Raw genomic sequence first — 17,496 nt, 5'->3', positions numbered from 1 at the left:
CCCTAAGGCTAAATACTACTTAGTGACCGATAGCGCATAGTACTGTGAAGGAAAGGTGAAAAGGACCCCGGGAGGGGAGTGAAAGAGAACCTGAAACCCTGTGTCTACAAGCTGTGGAAGTACTTTATATGTACGACCGCGTACTTTTTGTAGAACGGTCCGGCGAGTTACGCTTACTGGCAAGGTTAAGCACTTCAGGTGTGGAGCCGTAGGGAAACCAAGTCTTAATAGGGCCAGAGTCAGTAGGAGTAGACCCGAAACCGGGTGATCTATCCATGTCCAGGTTGAAGCTGCCGTAAGAGGTAGTGGAGGACCGAACCCACATCCGTTGAAAAGGGTGGGGATGAGGTGTGGATAGGGGAGAAATTCCAATCGAACCCGGAGATAGCTGGTTCTCCTCGAAATAGCTTTAGGGCTAGCCTCGGTGTGAGTCTTGCGGAGGTAGAGCACTGAATTTCCTAGGGGGCGTCAAAGCCTACCGAAGAATATCAAACTCCGAATGCCGTGTAGATATCACCGGGAGTCAGACTGCACGAGATAAGTTGGGCGGTCAAAAGGGAAAGAGCCCAGACCTACAGTTAAGGTCCCAAAGTGCGCGTTAAGTGGAAAAGGATGTGGGATTTCGAAGACAACCAGGATGTTGGCTCAGAAGCAGCCATACATTCAAAGAGTGCGTAATAGCTCACTGGTCGAGAGGTCCTGCGCCGAAAATGTCCGGGGCTGAAACGCGCCACCGAAACTAAGGAATCTGAAAAGATTGGTAGAGGAGCATTGCATGCGGGAAGAAGCAGTACCGGAAGGAGCTGTGGACTGCATGGAAGAGAGAATGCCGGAATGAGTAGCGAGATAGAGGTGGGAATCCTCTAGGCCGAATATCCAAGGTTTCCAGGGTAAAGCTGATCTGCCCTGGGTGAGTCGGGACCTAAGGTGAGGGCGAGAGCCGTAGCCGATGGACAACAGGTTGATATTCCTGTACTGCAGTATGACAGAACTGTGGGGACACGTAAGGAGAGCGGGAGCCGGGAATGGAAAGCCCGGTACAAGCGAGGTACCAGTATGGTAGGAAAATCCGCCATGCAATGGGAAGACGTGATGTGGAGTGAATTTTAGTAACGAAGCCCGTGAGCCATGCGTCAAGAAAAGCCGCTATCGTTCATATTGTACCCGTACCGTAAACCGACACAGGTGGATGAGGAGAGAATCCTAAGGCCGGCGGAAGAAGTATTGCCAAGGAACTCGGCAAAATGGCCCCGTAACTTAGGGAGAAGGGGTGCCTGCGAGAGCAGGCCGCAGAGAATAGGCTCAAGCAACTGTTTAGCAAAAACACAGGTCTATGCGAAACCGAAAGGTGAGGTATATGGGCTGACGCCTGCCCGGTGCTGGAAGGTTAAGAGGAGAGGTTAGCGGTAACGCGAAGCTTTGAATTTAAGCCCCAGTAAACGGCGGCCGTAACTATAACGGTCCTAAGGTAGCGAAATTCCTTGTCGGGTAAGTTCCGACCCGCACGAAAGGCGTAATGATTTGAGCGCTGTCTCGGCAATACATCCGGTGAAATTGAAGTGCCAGTGAAGATGCTGGCTACCCGCGCCAGGACGGAAAGACCCCATGGAGCTTTACTCCAGTTTGGCACTGGGGTCCGGTGTTGCATGTACAGGATAGGTGGGAGGCTGAGAAACGGTAACGTCAGTTGCCGCGGAGCCGCTGTTGGGATACCACCCTTGTGATATTGGGCTTCTAACCAGCCGCCGTAATCCGGCGGTGGGACAATGCCAGGCGGGGAGTTTGACTGGGGCGGTCGCCTCCGAAAGGGTATCGGAGGCGCCCAAAGGTTCCCTCAGAATGGACGGAAACCATTCGAAGAGTGCAAAGGCAGAAGGGAGCTTGACTGCGACACCGACGGGTGGAGCAGGTACGAAAGTAGGGCTTAGTGATCCGGTGGTATTAAGTGGGAATGCCATCGCTCAACGGATAAAAGCTACCCTGGGGATAACAGGCTTATCACTCCCAAGAGTTCACATCGACGGAGTGGTTTGGCACCTCGATGTCGGCTCATCGCATCCTGGGGCTGTAGTAGGTCCCAAGGGTTGGGCTGTTCGCCCATTAAAGCGGTACGCGAGCTGGGTTCAGAACGTCGTGAGACAGTTCGGTCCCTATCCGGCGTGGGCGCAGGATATCTGAGAGGAGCTGTCCTTAGTACGAGAGGACCGGGATGGACGGACCGCTGGTGGACCGGTTGGCTTGCCAAAGCCATGGCCGGGTAGCCAAGTCCGGAAGGGATAAACGCTGAAGGCATCTAAGCGTGAAGCCCCCCTCAAGATGAGATATCCCATTCTTATGAAGTAAACCCCCTTGAAGACGACGAGGTAGATAGGGCAGAGGTGGAAGTGTGGTAACACATGGAGCTGACTGTTACTAATCGGGTGAGGGCTTGACCAAGAAACGCAGGTTAAGAATTGATTCAAAGAGTTTGGTTAACGATCAACAAGCATGTATGTAGTTTTTAAGGTACAAACCTTAATTAAATATTTAAGTAATCCTCCTTAGCTCAGTCGGTAGAGCATGCGGCTGTTAACCGCAGTGTCGTTGGTTCGAGTCCAACAGGGGGAGTTTTTTTGTTTCCTGTAAATGTAAAGTTTATGGGATTTTTTTATGCTTGATCTGTGACAGGATAAGGATGTAAAAACGTGCAGATATAAATATATCTTATTTATATCTGCACGTTTATTTTTGTAACTACAAATAGAAATATTGACTGTTAGAGATAATCAATAAATTTATAAAGCTATGACAGAGAAATTCCGGCTTATCGAATGAAATTAGTCATGATCTTCTGCTCTGTTTCCGGAGCGTCGATACCGGCCTTTTTACCGGCTTCAATACATTTTAACAGCCAAGCCATGTTATTGCCTAATGTACGCATGATCTGGAGGCCTTCAGCGTCTTTTCTGACGTCATCCGGGGTATTGCCGTGAACCATTGTCCAGTAGTTTCCGGACACGACAGGCATCTGATGATAGGTAAAGTATTTGATCAGAACATCCAGAGTAGCAGTAGTACCGGCACGTCTTGCGGAAGCAACAGCTGCGGCAGGCTTGTGGATCATATCCTTTCCGGCCTTGGAAGCGAATTTATCCATGAATTCGATGATCTGTCCGGAAGGAGAAGCCCAGTAAACCGGAGAACCAACAATAAGGGCGTCAGCCTCTTTCATAATGGCAGCTGCGGCAGCAACGTTTTCCTGAGAAGGATCCCCGGCCTGGAAGATTTCTGCCTCCACACCGTTCTTCTTTAAGGTTTCTGCGATCTCTGTAAGAGCTGTATAAGTGCAGCCTTCTTTGCGAGGACTGCCGTTGAGTAATAAAACTTTCATTATTGTCATCCTTTCATATGATTTTTTAAGTCATCATACTTTCAATTATATACAGAGAAAAAATAATGTCAATGTTTGAAAAAAACAGAAAAAATTTTCCCGGGTAGGGTTTGAGAAAGAAAATACAAACCCTTGGAAAGCCCATTTTATAAGGCTTTTCGGCCTGTTTTCCGGCTTTGTAAAAAAAATTGAAATTTTTCAAAAAAAAGCTTGCAATTATAAAAAAGGTATGGTATTATTTAACTCGTCGCTGAGGGAAATACAAAACAGCGAAACATAAAAAAGAAATATGGCTCCATGGTCAAGCGGTTAAGACACCGCCCTTTCACGGCGGTAACAGGGGTTCAAATCCCCTTGGAGTCACTTAAAACTAAACTGGATATTCATTGACTCGATTCAACATTTGGTGTTTAATACGCCGATGTGGCTCAATTGGCAGAGCAGCTGATTTGTAATCAGCAGGTTATCGGTTCGAGTCCGATCATCGGCTTTTTGGACCTTTAGCTCAGTTGGTTAGAGCAACCGGCTCATAACCGGTCGGTCCTGGGTTCGAGTCCCCGAAGGTCCATTTTAAAAGTTTTATATTCTGTATGGCCCAGTGGCTCAGTTGGTTAGAGCGCCGCCCTGTCACGGCGGAGGTCGAGAGTTCGAGTCTCTTCTGGGTCGTTCATATTTGGGGTCTTAGCTCAGCTGGGAGAGCATCTGCCTTACAAGCAGAGGGTCATAGGTTCGAGCCCTATAGGCCCCATTTTTGAACAAATTAATTGAATATGCGGGTATGGTGGAATAGGCAGACACAAGAGACTTAAAATCTCTCGGGGGCAACTCCGTGCCGGTTCAAGTCCGGCTACCCGCAGTATCAGTAAGATTCCTTTTTAGGGATCTTTTTTTGTATCATAAAATTTATTGATGAAAACGGGAAAATATTCCTAGCTTATTGGTAGGGATATTGACAAGGCTATTTTCCCATGATAGAATCCTGACAGTTGTAAAACAAATCGGACAGATATAAAAAATATATCCGTTGTCAGTATAAATATACATGGAAAGAATATAAGGAGATGTCAGAAAATGCTGAATCAGTTTTCAAGAACAGAATTATTAATCGGAAAAGAAGGAATGGAAAAGCTGAAAAATTCCAGAGTCGCAGTATTCGGAATTGGCGGTGTTGGCGGATATACGGTGGAAGCACTGGTCAGAAGTGGCGTAGGTACCCTGGATCTCATTGATGATGATAAAGTATGCCTCACCAATATCAATCGCCAGATTTATGCAACAAGAAAGACCGTAGGGAAATATAAAGTTGACGTGGCCAGAGAACGTATTCTTGAAATTAATCCGGATGCAGTTGTAAATATCCACAAAACATTTTATGTGCCGGAGACAGCAGATTCCTTTGATTTTTCCCAATATGATTATGTAGTCGATGCGATCGACACTGTAACCGGAAAGCTGATGCTTGTAGAGCAGGCAAAGGCTTCAGGAACACCGATCATCAGCTCTATGGGGGCCGGAAATAAGATGGATCCAACAGGTTTTATAGTGACAGATATTTATAAAACGTCCGTCTGTCCCCTTGCAAAGGTCATGCGCCGTGAACTGAAAAAAAGAGGAATCAAAAAACTGAAGGTGGTTTACTCACAGGAGAAGCCAATGACTCCAATTGATGATATGGCGATCAGCTGCAAGTCTCATTGCATCTGTCCTCCGGGAACAGAAAGAAAATGTACTCAGAGACGTCAGGTACCGGGAAGTAATGCCTTCGTGCCTTCCGTAGTGGGACTGATCATTGCCGGTGAGGTTGTAAAGGATCTTATTAAATGAAAATTGGATCATTCTGTGTTACTGAGAACGGAATGAACAGTAATCATTCTGTAAGAACAGATATTGCATGTATACTTATATTGTGCAATATCTGTTTTTTTGTGATAAAATATTTTTTACAGATAGTTTTGTAAATAAAAGAGAAGGACAGATAAAGTATGGGGATCGTTGAAAAATTTATAAAAGAAGGACAGCTGACAAAGGAAGAATATCCGAAACTTCTGCATTTATACCAGGATCCGGATGCGGTTCGTCTGCTTCGGGAAGAGGCTGTCCGTATACAGAAAAAATATTTTGGAAATAAAATATATACAAGAGGTCTGATAGAATTTACCAATTACTGCAGAAATGACTGCTATTACTGCGGGATCCGCCGTTCTAACAGGAATGCCAGCCGTTACCGCCTTACAAAGGAAGAAATCCTGCAGTGCTGCGAGAATGGCTATGAGCTGGGATTTCGGACATTTGTGCTCCAGGGAGGGGAAGACCCATGGTTTAATGATGACCGGATGGTTGACATCATCCGGTCCATCAAACAGGGATATCCGGACTGTGCGATCACGCTGTCCATTGGGGAGAAATCAAAAGAAAGCTATCAGAGATTTAAAGATGCCGGAGCAGACCGCTATTTACTCCGTCATGAGACGGCCAGTGAGGAACATTATCGTTATCTTCATCCGGAGAGTTTAAGTCTTGCAAACCGTAAACAGTGTCTTTATACCCTGAAGGAACTGGGATATCAGATAGGTGCCGGATTTATGGTAGGTGCGCCGGGACAGACGCTGGAGTATCTGGCGGAAGACCTTGTTTTTCTTAAAGACCTGAATCCGCATATGGTGGGGATCGGACCATTTGTCCCGCACCATGATACGAAATTTGCAGAGGAACCGGCAGGAAGTGTGGATCTGACACTGTTTCTGCTGTCTGTCATCCGGATCCTGCTTCCACAGGTACTTCTTCCGGCAACCACAGCACTGGGGACCCTGGACCCCAGAGGCAGGGAAAAGGGTTTTCAGGCGGGTGCAAATGTAGTAATGCCCAATCTTTCTCCGGTGAAGAACCGTAAACAGTATGAGCTTTATGATAACAAGATCTGTACAGGCGAGGAAGCAGCAGAGTGCAGAGGGTGCCTTACCAGACGTGTGGAGTCTGTAGGCTATGAAATCGTTACAGACCGTGGAGATTCCCCGATGACAGATTGACACGGGGTACAAAATACTTTCTTTTTTCAGCGATTTAAGGTAAAATATCAGTAAGATCAGATTGCTAAAAAATTAACAGCTGGTCAGAAATAAGCGGAATTTTCCTGCAAAGCGGAATGCAGGAAAAATGATGGAGTGCGTAAAATATGGAAAAATCAGAAAATGCTGTGCGGAGCAGACTTCTGGAAGCGGGGAAGGAAGAATTCAGAGACAGGGGATTTCTGAAGGCTTCTCTTCGTGCAATCTGCAAAAAAGCAGATGTGACTACGGGAGCGCTATATTTCTTTTTTGAAAGTAAAGCAGCTCTTTTTGAAGAAATCGTGGAAGAGACGGTAGAGGATCTGAAGCGGATCATGGGAGACTTTACGGATCAGGAAAAACAACTGCATCCGGAAGAATATGACAGGATACTTGTGGAATTTATCTGGGAAAACAGGGACATCGCAAAAATCCTCATAGATGGAGCTGAAGGTACCAGATATGTGAATTTCCGTGAGGATGCCTGTACGAAAATGGAGCAGATCCTTAATGAACGTTTTCAAAAGGAATGTGGACAAGAAGTTGATCACGAGCTGGTACATATCCTGGTACAGATGAAATTTCAGGGATATTGTGAACTGTTCCGGGGAAACTGCTCCAGGGAAAAACTCCTGGAAATTTCCAGAATTCTGCAGATATGTTCAAGCCAGTGCCTTCTGGCAATTGAGGCAGAACTAAACAGAAAGCATTAAAAACCATTGCTCATTCTCCTAAAGTATGTTATGATTAACTTGGTTAGTTTTAACAAACCGAGGGAGGTGTAAATAACGTGAGATCAAATGAATCATCTGAAGATTATTTGGAAACGATCCTGATCCTTGGAAACAGGAGCTCTCTTGTAAGAGCTGTGGATATCGCGGCAGAGATGGGCTTTAAGAAACCGAGTGTCAGTGTTGCCATGAAGAATCTTCGCCAGAAAAATCTCATCACAGTAGCCGACAACGGAGATATCCGTCTGACAGAGGACGGACATAAGATTGCCGATAAGGTATATGAACGTCATCAGCTGATCTCTTCCTGGCTGATGATACTGGGAGTCCAGGAAAAAACAGCGATTCATGATGCCTGCAGGATCGAGCACATAATCAGTGAGGAGAGCTTTCAGGCATTGAAAAAGGCAGTTTATGAGCTGAGGGAGCAGCAGGCTGTGCTCCATGGAGAAACCGCGGATCAGGTTTGATCCCTGCAGCAGAAGCTATCAGGAATTGACAACTGAAAAAATAAGAATATAATGGAAATCCAGGTTATGAAATGGAGGATACCAAAAGATGAAATTACTTTTTATACGACATGGAGACCCGGATTACACAATAGATTCCCTGACCGAAAAGGGCTGGAAGGAAGCGGAATTTCTTTCTGAAAAGATCGCAGCTCTTGATGTCAGGGATTTTTATGTTTCTCCGCTTGGAAGAGCAAAGGATACCGCATCCTGCACACTGAAGAAAAACGGAAGAACAGCTACAGAATGCAAGTGGCTGAGAGAATTCGACGTAAAGATCAGAAGACCGGATCTTCATGGGGAAAAGATCATTCCCTGGGACTGGCTTCCACAGGACTGGACGAAAATCGAAAATTTCTACAGCTTTGACCGCTGGTGGGATAATGACATCCTGCGAGAGGGAAAAATGAAAGAAGAGTATGACTGGGTCACACAGAATTTTGATAAAGTTCTGGCAGAGCATGGCTATGTGCGGGAAGGACATTATTACAGAGCAGAAAAAGCCAATGAAGATACGCTTGTGTTTTTCTGCCATTTCGGTGTAAGCTGTGTACTCATCAGCTATCTTCTCAGTATCTCTCCGCTGGTGATGCTGCAGAATTTCTGTGCGGCGCCGTCATCGGTGAGCACCATTGTTACAGAGGAGAGGCGAAAAGGGATCGCGTCCTTCCGTATGAGCTCTTTTGGAGATATTTCTCATTTGTATGCGCATCAGGAGCCGCCGGCTTTTGCTGCTAGATTCTGTGAGACATATGATAACAAAGAGCAGAGACACGACTAAAAAGCGAAAGAAACGGCTGTAATATTTCGGGTTTTTCTGGAAGACCATGGTAAATAATGATCAGCAGGATTATTTTGGAAAATGATTAGACTTCGTTAATAAATTTTATAAATTTATTAGAAATTGTACAAATTTCTCTCACATTTATCCTGTATGATATAAACATCTTAAGAGAACAGAAGCTCTTAAGAAAAACTCTTTCCTTTCCCTAAAATATGTATGAAGATAAACCACCGTTCCATTGGCAAGACAGAGCCGACAGGACGGTGGTTTTGCATTGCAGAAAAAAACTGCCGAATGACAGAGGAGATAAAGATTTCCAATGTTTATCGGCAGCGTTTTTTGTTGTCTGAGATTTATTGGATATACAGCTTCAGGTACAGCTACGGCCTGCGATAGCGGTTAAAGCAGGAATATATTTCCTGGATCCTGGGCATGGCATAACCGCATGGAATATAAGAGCCTTCCGAGAAGAAGGACAATCCCTGCCTTTTCAGCTGAGTATCCAGATAAGTGATGATCTCCGGCAGAGTACGTTTTCCGTCAATAAGATGTTCGCAGGCATATTTCAGAAGCAACGCCAGGGATGCAGTTTGCTCGGAGTCGATCAGCTGCTCCACATAGCGGAGATCCACTTCGGTTTTTCCAAGAGAAAAGCCATCTTTGCCGTGAACCTTGGTTTTCGGTCTTTCCGGCTGTCCGGGACGGCTGTGGCGGGATGGAGCCACTTTGGTCCTGGTCATGATGCGATGGCTTTCCGGAAGGCGGAATGCAGGGGCCTCAATGTCTGAGAGAGGATATTCCTGACAGAGCTTTTTGGTGACTGCTGTGATGTCCACCGGATGATAATTATCCATCTGGATCACAGTATCCGCAATATGGAAAAAAGCTCCGGAGCTTCCGGCAACCAGGATAGTGGAGATCTCTGCCTTTTCATAGAGATCCCGGGCACGTTCCAGAAATGGAGTGATGGGCTCTTTTTCCCGGCAGATCACCCGCTGCATGAAGGAATCACGGACCATAAAGTTGGTGGCAGAGGTATCCTCGTCAAGGAGAAAGACTTTACTTCCGGCCTCCATACTCTCCACGATACCGGCAGCCTGTGAAGTGCTGCCGCTGGCATCCTCTGTAGAAAAGCAGAGGGTGTCTTTTTTATTTGGAAGATCGTTGATAAAAAGAGAAATGTCCACATCTTTGATAAAACGGCCGTCCTCAGAGCGAAGCTTCTGTGCAGAAGGATCGGTAATGACATACTCCCGGCCATCGCCGGAAATGTGATCGTAAATTCCCAGCTCCAGTGCGTTAAGTAAGGTGGATTTGCCATGGTAGCCGCCACCTACGATCAAGGTGATGCCGCAGGGAATGCCCATGCCTGTGATGGTTCCTCTGTGGGGCAGCTCCATGGAAACTCTCAGGCTTTCCGGAGAAACAAAAGGAACAGAATTTTTCATCGGGCGTGAAGAGATGCCGCTTTCCCTGGGGAGGATAGCGCCGTCACTGACAAAGGCAGCCAGAGAACGTTTTTTCAGCTCCTGACGGATAAATGCCTGATCTTCGGCAAGGCAGATGGTTTTTCTCAGCGCTTCCGGGTCAAGATTCCGGTAAAAAAATGCCTTGTGAATACAGACCGGAAGAAAATCGAAGAGGATTTTTTCCAGTTCGGGAGAGTTGATGGTTCTGCCATTGGCCGGGAAACCGATGAAAAAACGGGCAGTGATGCCTTTTTCCGTTATTTCACAGGCGGTACGTGCAAGAACCTCCTGACCACAGTGGCTTACTGAGATCAGGCCGCTTTTTCCGGAGCCTTTTGCACGGAAGGTATAACGGTTTACCTGCTGTTCAAACTGGCGGTTCAGAAAGTCTCCCAGTGTGATGCGGGTCAGGGAATCCTTATAATATTCTGCCGGAAATCCGGTGTCTCGGTGGGAAAGCTTCACACTGATGTGAGAGGGAGAGGCAAAAGGATCCCCCTGCACGTGGTCAATGGACAAAATATAACGGTCAAACTGGTATGCACCCCGCAGAGACTTGTATGCAGGATAGCTTTTGCGGTTGATGCTGTGAAGAAGCTCTTTTAGCTGAGCAGATGCTTGCATGTTGTTTCCTCCTTTGCCCTGTTGGAGCATACAGGTAAAGTCTACGGTGAAACAGAAAGCTTTCCGTGTGTGAGATACCTGAAAATTTTGGATACAGGGCCAATTCTTAAGAACTACTATAACGAATCATAAAGATTTTGTAAAGAATGGGAATTGCGGTGGAAATTCGTAAATGTTTGACCTATAATAGTAGACAGATTGCAGATAATATGATGAGAAACGGCAGCTGCCGGAAGCTATAAAGAAAGGTGGACCACTAAAATGGAAAGAAGAAATGCGTGGCTTTCTTATAAGGAAGCAGAAGAGACAGAAATGGAGAAGCTTGCGAAGGCTTACAGAGAATTTTTGGATAAAGGAAAAACGGAACGGGAATGTGTTGCAGAAATCGTGAAGGAAGCAGAGGCTGCCGGATATGAATCTCTTGAGTCGAAGCTTGAAAAAGGCGAGAAGATCAAGGCAGGTGACAAGGTTTATGCGGTAGGGATGAAGAAGATCGTTGCTCTGTTTCATGTAGGAACGGAAGAGCTTTCCGGAGGTATGAGCATTCTCTGTGCACATATCGATTCTCCGCGACTGGATGTCAAGCAGAATCCTCTGTACGAGGATACGGATCTGGCTTATCTGGATACCCATTATTATGGTGGTGTAAAGAAATACCAGTGGGTGACATTGCCTCTTGCCATGCATGGTGTTGTTGCAAAAAAGGACGGAAGCATTGTGGAGATCAGCATTGGTGAGGATGCGGAAGATCCGGTACTTTACATCACAGATCTTCTGATCCATCTTTCCGGAAAACAGCTCCAGAAAAAGGCAGCAGAGGTTATTGAGGGTGAGATGCTGGATATCCTGATCGGCAGCAGACCTCTTGCAGAGCTTCCGGATGATTCCAAAAAGGATGCGGTAAAACAGAATGTGCTGAAGATTTTAAATGAGAAGTATGGTATTGAGGAAGAGGACTTTCTTTCAGCAGAGCTGGAGATCGTTCCGGCAGGAAAGGCAAGAGACTGTGGACTTGACCGCAGCATGATCGCAGCATATGGACAGGATGATCGTGTATGCGCTTACACATCCCTTGCGGCAATGCTGGAGATGGAGGAGACACCGAAGCGTACCGGCTGCTGTCTCCTTGTAGATAAGGAAGAGATCGGAAGCGTTGGTGCCACAGGCATGCAGTCCAGATTTTTTGAGAACAGCGTGGCAGAGCTTCTGGACGGAATGGGCTGCTATTCCGAGCTTGCATTAAGAAGAGCTCTCCGTAATTCCAGCATGCTTTCTTCTGATGTAAGTGCCGGCTATGATCCGGCCTATGGTGAGGCTTTTGAGAAAAAGAATGCAGCATATCTTGGACGCGGTATCGTTCTTAACAAATTCACCGGGGCAAGAGGAAAATCCGGTTCCAACGATGCCAATGCAGAGTACGTTGCAAGAGTTCGCAGGATTTTTGATGATCACAATGTTGCTTTCCAGACAGCAGAGCTTGGAAAAGTTGATTTTGGTGGAGGCGGAACCATCGCTTATATTGCGGCACTTTACGGAATGGAGGTTATCGACAGTGGCGTGGCAGTGCTGAGTATGCACGCTCCGTGGGAGGTTACCAGCAAGGCAGATGTATATGAGGCATACAAGGCATATAAGGCGTTTTTACTTGATGCATAAACAGATGTATAAATGTGCGTCAGTTCTGAAGACATTCAGGTGAGCTTTTCGTTACAGATCAATGAGCGGGGGTTTCCCGGAAATGACAGAGCAGTCTGCCTGCTGCTGTTTTTGCTTGGAGCGTTCCGACGAGAAACAGCAGTATCCCCTGCAGACTTCGCTCTGTATTTTTTAACCTGATCAGGGAAGCTCTCTGCTTCAATGGCGAAAAGCAATAAGCAGAGGAGAGGCTTGCCTGGGACTGATTTACTTTACAAGGAGTAATTTTATTATGGAAGATGCATTGGTACGGGTAGTAGATCTGTGCAAGGTTTACAATCCCGGAGAAAATGAGGTGCGGGCGCTGGATCATGTGAACCTGGAGATCTATAAGGGGGAATTTGTGGCTATTATCGGACAGTCCGGTTCCGGAAAATCCACCTTTATGAACATGCTGGGCTGTCTGGATGTCCCCACCTCCGGGAAATATTATCTGAATGGAACAGATGTATCCACAATGAAGGATAACGATCTCTCGGTGGTACGAAATAAGGAGATTGGTTTTATCTTTCAGGGCTTTAATCTGATTGCAAATCTTACGGCTCTGGAAAACGTGGAGCTTCCTCTGATCTACCGCGGGATTGACCGGAAAACAAGAAGAAAGCTTGCTGTGGAATCTCTTAAAAAAGTCGGACTTGAGAAACGTATGGATCATAAGCCGAATGAAATGTCAGGGGGACAGCAGCAGCGTGTGGCTATTGCCAGAGCTATCGCAGCCAGGCCGCCGGTGATCCTGGCGGACGAACCAACGGGAAATCTGGACTCTGCATCCAGCAGGGAAATTATGGAGATCCTGAAGGGAATGCACAGATCAGGAGAAACCTTGATCCTGATCACTCATGATAATGGGATCGCGGCTCAGGCCAGACGTGTGGTCCGGATCCTGGATGGAAAAATTGAATCAGATACGATCAATGAGGAATTTGTCGAGGAGGCTTAAGAATGAAAAAAGGGAAAAAGATTGTGATCGGTGTGGCAGCAGTGGCTGTTGTGGCAGGCGGTATTTACGCAGTAGCGGGAGGAAGCCGCGGTGAGACACAGATTCCTCAGGTTTCAGTTACAAAGGCGGAAACCGGAGATGTGGAAGAAATCGTGGACGCAACCGGAACGGTGGTCAGTGATGAACAGAAAACTTTTTATTCACCGGTAAACGCGCAGATAAAAAACGTATCTTTTGCAGAAGGTGATTCTGTCTCAAAGGGCACAAAACTTGTGGAATTTGAGTTGAAAGATCTGGAGAGAGATAATCAGAAGGCAGAATTGAATGTGAAATCCGGAGAGTATGATTACAAAAATTCCATCAATAAATCCGATGAGGCACAGCAGAAACAGAATGACGCCAAATCAAAAGTTTCCAGTCTGGAACAGCAGGTGAAAGATAAGCAGAACTATCTGGCATCACTGAAATCTCAGCTGGCATCTGTACAGGCGCAGGCAGCAGCAGACGCACAGGCCCAGGCTCAGGCGGAAGCCCAGGCAAAAGCCGATGCTCAGGCAGCCCAGGAGGCAGAAATCCAGAGAGCATATGCGGCAGCGCTTACTACATATCAGAATGAAACGCTTCCTCAGTATCAGAAAGAACTGGGCGAGCTGAATGCTGCCTATATTAAGGCGCAGAGCGAGTATAACCAGGCGGATAATAATTACCAGATGGCTTTTGCCCAGTGGCAGGCAGACCAGAGTGATGAGAACGCTCAGGCACTGGATGAAGCGGAGAGTACAAGAAGCCAGGCTGAGATCGACTGTCAGGTGGCGAAAGAAGCTTACGAGGATAAAAAGGCGGCTCAGCCGAAAATGCCGGAATATTCGGATTACAGCAGTGCAGGAGGGGAAGATTTTGTTACAGACGGAACACAGGACGATGGACAGGATCTGACAGACCAGGGAAGTGTATCCGCTGCTTCCACAGGTTCATCTGTGGATACTTCAGGAATTGATAATGCCATTGAGCAGGCAAGTTCTGATCTGGCAGATCTTCAGTCTGATCTTGCGACACAGAAATCCATTGCAGAGGCAGATTCCACCAGCCTTACAAAGGAGGAAAAAGAGAAGCTGCGTGTCAGCAATAATCTTACAGAACTGGATGCCAAATCCGCAAAAGAACTTGTTGAAGAAGGAAAAAAAGGCATCACGGCAGATTTTAATGGCGTTATTTCCAAGTCTGCAGTGCAGCAGGGCGCGGCAGTGACACAGGGAATGGAACTTTTTACCCTGCAGAATACAGATAAAGTCAGCGTGGATATCAATGTATCCAAGTATGATTATGCAAAGGTAAAAGAAGGCCAGACTGCGGATATCACCATTGGTGATAAGAAATATACCGGTAAAGTGACAAAGATCAGCCACATTGCGACAACCAATGAGAAAGGTTCTACTCTGATCGCAGCTACCGTCAGCATTGACAAACCTGATAAAGATATTTTCCTCGGTGTTGACGCAAAGGTGAAGATCTATGCGGAAAAGGCTGAAGATGTAGTTACGCTTCCGGCAGGTGTGGTAAATATCGGTAAAGATGGTTCTTTCTGCTATGTGCTGAAAGATGGTGTGATCACAAAACAGGATATCACAACGGGAATCAGCTCCGAGGATTTTGTTGAAATTACAGATGGAATCAGGGCAGGAGACGAGGTCATCGAGGATCTGGGTTCCCTGGAAGAGGGAATGACCGCAGAGGCAGCGCCAGCGGATGTTGACAGTGCAGCAGAGACAGGGGAGACTGCCAATGAGTAATATTTATGAATATATCAAAATGGCGATCCACAATATTATGGCCAATAAGGGAAGATCGTTTCTTACCATGCTGGGTATCATCATCGGTATCGCGTCGGTGATCGCCATTGTTTCCATTGGTGAGGGAACCAAGAATCAGATGAACAGTGAGATCAATGATATCGGCGGCGGTCAGATCGCGGTTTACTGCAGCGATGATGCCACTGCAGATAATGTCTGGATCCAGCCGGAGGATATTGATGCAGTCCGGGAACTGGATGGCGTGGAAGGTGTCAATGTTTCAGATTCCTATATCGGTGAGACTGTAACCGGAAAAGGTGATTTTAATCTGACTGTGACCGGGGAGGCCCAGGATGCCAAGCTGGTGGACAATGCTTCTATGAAGTACGGAAGCTATTTCGGGCAGAAAGAGGTGGAAGAGGGAAAAAATGTCTGCGTAATCTCCGATGCTGATGCGAAGCGGCTTTTTGGAACGGACGATGTAGTGGGAATGACTCTGGATGTCACCTGCTATGATCTGACCAAAACGTTCCGCATCTGCGGAGTTACCGCACAGAAGGAGAACGGCACTTTTGTTAGCTATACCTATGATGGCATGCCTGTGTCCATTAACGTGCCTTATACGGCCATGGATGACTTTACAGGAAGTACCGGTGAGTTTTATCAGATCACAGTCCAGGCAGATAAAAATCTGGATTCCCAGGTGGTGGCAGATAAGATCGTAAATCTTCTGGAGAGACGCCATCAGTGTGCCGGAGACGATTATTTCCAGGTACAGAGCTTCCAGGATATCATGAAATCCATGAACCAGATGCTTGGAATGGTCACCGCATTTATTTCTTTTGTTGCGGGAATTTCCCTTTTGGTAGGCGGTATTGGTGTTATGAATATCATGCTGGTGTCCGTCACAGAGCGTACTAGGGAGATCGGCATCCGTAAATCCCTTGGGGCAAAGACTTCTTCCATTATGCTTCAGTTCCTTGCTGAGGCAGCGATCCTGACCATCATGGGTGGCCTGATCGGCATTGTGCTTGGCATCGCAGGGGGTCATGTGATCTGTGCGGTGATCGGAAACAGTATGGGAACCACCATCACACCAGGGATCAGTCTGGGAACCATCCTGGCGGCAACATTATTCTCCTGTGCAGTAGGTGTATTCTTCGGAATCTATCCGGCAAGAAAAGCAGCCAAACTCAGTCCTATCGAGGCACTCAGAAGAAACTAGAAAACTGTTGCTTTTGCATCAAAAATAGCAATAAAAAATATTTTTAAAAAAAATCAAAAAAAGTTTCAAAAAACCCTTGACATTTTATAGGTCTTAGAGTATCATACATATTGTTGCAGCGGTGATACGAAATATCACAAAGGAAAAGCAACAAAGATGTGCGTTTAGCTCAGCTGGATAGAGCGTTTGGCTACGGACCAAAAGGTCGGGGGTTCGAATCCTCTAACGCACGTATAAAGCCTCTGGAATTGTTCCGGAGGCTTTTGTTTTGTGTTTCGGAAACAGGCGAAAAATTGTATTGACACTGGTAGTGGGCCAGAGTAGAATAAAAAAACAGAAAAGAAAAATTTTTGTAAAGCTGTTTGTCTGATACAAGCAGCTTTTTTCACAGGAAAAAGTAAACAACAATGAAAGTACAAAACATCTGAAATAGAGGTGAACCTATCAGGAGGAAAAAACAATGCCAGGATATCTGATCAAAGATACAACAAAAGAGGAACGTAAACAGATCGTGGAGGAATCTCTTGGAAATATTTCCGCGAACTGTGATGGCTGTATGGCGAGGCTTGCGGATATGTATCAGGATTATATTGACGGAAAGAAAGAGATCCGTGAGATCAATATGGAGTTCAATGCCAGGTATGTCCATGGAGATATGGATAAAGAGGAAAAACGAAGCTGCCCGATGTAGCGAACGGAGATTAACAGAAGCATGGATCAAAATGAAGTAAAATATGATAAGCTGCTGAAGATCAAAACCACCGGTCGTGACGATTCCAGATCGGATCAGTACTGTTATCCATACGAGCCAACGCCGTACGGGGTGCTGGAACGGCTGGCTTATTGTGGATATCTGGGGAAAAAGAATCATCTGATCGACTACGGATGTGGAAAAGGCAGAGTGGATTTTTTTCTGGCGTGGCAGGTCAGATGCCGGACCACAGGCGTGGAGTACGATGAACGTATGACAAAAGCCGCAGAAGAAAATAGGCAGCGGGCTGTTTCCGGGACAAAAACATCATTTATACTGGAGAATGCGGCCCTTTTTCAGGTGCCGGAGTCCGCAGACAGATTTTATTTTTTCAATCCCTTTTCTGTGGAAATACTGAGAAGCGTCATCGGCCGCATCCGGGAATCCTGGTACGAAAAAACAAGAGAAATGCTACTGTTTTTCTATTATCCATCTGACGAATATATTTCATATCTGATGACTGTAGAGGAACTGGAATTCCTGGACGAGATCGACTGCCAGGATCTTTTTGAAGGGAAAAATCAGAGAGAGAGGGTATTGGTATTTCAGATGGGAGAGGAGTAA

13 protein-coding genes, 8 tRNA genes and 1 rRNA gene (1 of these 22 running past the window's edge) are annotated in these 17,496 nt (G+C 46.3%); 20 read left to right on the top strand and 2 right to left on the bottom strand.

What is annotated here, in order from left to right; genetic code table 11:
• Together DW694_RS10055 and DW694_RS10050 are read left to right on the top strand one after the other, a co-directional pair.
• Positions 1–2,436: ribosomal RNA gene (locus tag DW694_RS10055) — 23S ribosomal RNA — on the top strand (it extends 496 nt beyond the left edge of the window).
• A gap of 98 nt (positions 2,437–2,534) precedes the next feature.
• Positions 2,535–2,607 (top strand) — tRNA-Asn (locus tag DW694_RS10050).
• 196 nt (positions 2,608–2,803) lie between these two features.
• Here the strand turns inward: DW694_RS10050 and DW694_RS10045 are convergent.
• Positions 2,804–3,370 (bottom strand): flavodoxin family protein, encoded by a 567-nt coding sequence (locus DW694_RS10045; RefSeq protein WP_059086184.1) that lies wholly within the window; start codon positions 3,368–3,370, stop codon positions 2,804–2,806.
• A gap of 291 nt (positions 3,371–3,661) precedes the next feature.
• Here DW694_RS10045 and DW694_RS10040 point away from each other — a divergent pair.
• The 11 genes from DW694_RS10040 (at position 3,662) to DW694_RS09990 (ending at position 8,435) form a co-directional block, all read left to right on the top strand.
• Positions 3,662–3,733, top strand: a tRNA-Glu gene (locus tag DW694_RS10040).
• A 54-nt stretch (positions 3,734–3,787) separates the two neighbouring features.
• Positions 3,788–3,860: transfer RNA gene (locus DW694_RS10035), tRNA-Thr, on the top strand.
• Positions 3,861–3,864: 4 nt separating this feature from the next.
• Positions 3,865–3,938: transfer RNA gene (locus tag DW694_RS10030), tRNA-Ile, on the top strand.
• Between the two features lie 24 nt (positions 3,939–3,962).
• Positions 3,963–4,036, top strand: a tRNA-Asp gene (locus DW694_RS10025).
• Between the two features lie 9 nt (positions 4,037–4,045).
• Positions 4,046–4,118: transfer RNA gene (locus tag DW694_RS10020), tRNA-Val, on the top strand.
• Between the two features lie 24 nt (positions 4,119–4,142).
• Positions 4,143–4,226 (top strand) — tRNA-Leu (locus tag DW694_RS10015).
• Positions 4,227–4,441: 215 nt separating this feature from the next.
• A complete protein-coding gene (locus DW694_RS10010; RefSeq protein WP_059086183.1) occupies positions 4,442–5,194 on the top strand; it encodes a tRNA threonylcarbamoyladenosine dehydratase in 753 nt (250 codons plus the stop codon).
• Positions 5,195–5,352: 158 nt separating this feature from the next.
• Positions 5,353–6,396 carry a [FeFe] hydrogenase H-cluster radical SAM maturase HydE gene (hydE, locus tag DW694_RS10005; RefSeq protein WP_118752932.1) on the top strand — a complete coding sequence of 348 codons (1,044 nt, stop codon included), beginning with the start codon at positions 5,353–5,355 and terminating at the stop codon, positions 6,394–6,396.
• Positions 6,397–6,542: 146 nt separating this feature from the next.
• Positions 6,543–7,127 (top strand): TetR/AcrR family transcriptional regulator, encoded by a 585-nt coding sequence (locus DW694_RS10000; RefSeq protein ID WP_118752931.1) that lies wholly within the window; start codon positions 6,543–6,545, stop codon positions 7,125–7,127.
• Between the two features lie 77 nt (positions 7,128–7,204).
• A complete protein-coding gene (locus DW694_RS09995; RefSeq protein WP_021650250.1) occupies positions 7,205–7,615 on the top strand; it encodes a metal-dependent transcriptional regulator in 411 nt (136 codons plus the stop codon).
• An 88-nt stretch (positions 7,616–7,703) separates the two neighbouring features.
• Positions 7,704–8,435, top strand: coding sequence for a histidine phosphatase family protein (locus tag DW694_RS09990; protein WP_021650251.1), 732 nt, complete (start codon positions 7,704–7,706; stop codon positions 8,433–8,435).
• 383 nt (positions 8,436–8,818) lie between these two features.
• On the opposite strand, the gene DW694_RS09985 is transcribed toward DW694_RS09990, so the two are convergent.
• Positions 8,819–10,531, bottom strand: coding sequence for an ABC-ATPase domain-containing protein (locus DW694_RS09985; RefSeq protein ID WP_118752930.1), 1,713 nt, complete (start codon positions 10,529–10,531; stop codon positions 8,819–8,821).
• 261 nt (positions 10,532–10,792) lie between these two features.
• Here DW694_RS09985 and DW694_RS09980 point away from each other — a divergent pair, with 261 nt between their 5' ends.
• The 7 genes from DW694_RS09980 to DW694_RS09950 all read left to right on the top strand — a co-directional run bounded on the left by DW694_RS09980 (position 10,793) and on the right by DW694_RS09950 (position 17,496).
• A complete protein-coding gene (locus DW694_RS09980; protein WP_022427054.1) occupies positions 10,793–12,187 on the top strand; it encodes an aminopeptidase in 1,395 nt (464 codons plus the stop codon).
• A 271-nt stretch (positions 12,188–12,458) separates the two neighbouring features.
• Complete coding sequence (locus DW694_RS09975; RefSeq protein WP_118752929.1) at positions 12,459–13,166, top strand: ABC transporter ATP-binding protein; 708 nt, start codon at positions 12,459–12,461, stop codon at positions 13,164–13,166.
• A 2-nt stretch (positions 13,167–13,168) separates the two neighbouring features.
• On the top strand, positions 13,169–14,956 hold the full coding sequence (locus tag DW694_RS09970) for an efflux RND transporter periplasmic adaptor subunit (RefSeq protein ID WP_118752928.1): 1,788 nt from the start codon (positions 13,169–13,171) through the stop codon (positions 14,954–14,956).
• The gene (locus tag DW694_RS09965) at positions 14,949–16,181 is read left to right on the top strand and encodes an ABC transporter permease (protein WP_118752927.1); all 1,233 of its coding nucleotides are present in this window, start codon (positions 14,949–14,951) and stop codon (positions 16,179–16,181) included. Before DW694_RS09970 ends, DW694_RS09965 begins: the two co-directional genes overlap by 8 nt.
• Positions 16,182–16,339: 158 nt before the next feature.
• Positions 16,340–16,413, top strand: a tRNA-Arg gene (locus tag DW694_RS09960).
• A 228-nt stretch (positions 16,414–16,641) separates the two neighbouring features.
• Complete coding sequence (locus DW694_RS09955; RefSeq protein ID WP_015527478.1) at positions 16,642–16,872, top strand: hypothetical protein; 231 nt, start codon at positions 16,642–16,644, stop codon at positions 16,870–16,872.
• A gap of 21 nt (positions 16,873–16,893) precedes the next feature.
• Positions 16,894–17,496 carry a class I SAM-dependent methyltransferase gene (locus tag DW694_RS09950; RefSeq protein WP_118752926.1) on the top strand — a complete coding sequence of 201 codons (603 nt, stop codon included), beginning with the start codon at positions 16,894–16,896 and terminating at the stop codon, positions 17,494–17,496.

It is taken from the genome of Ruminococcus sp. AM26-12LB, assembly GCF_003480785.1.
Lineage (GTDB): Bacteria > Bacillota > Clostridia > Lachnospirales > Lachnospiraceae > Blautia_A > Blautia_A fusiformis.
This window is presented reverse-complemented; position numbering and strand designations above follow the sequence as displayed.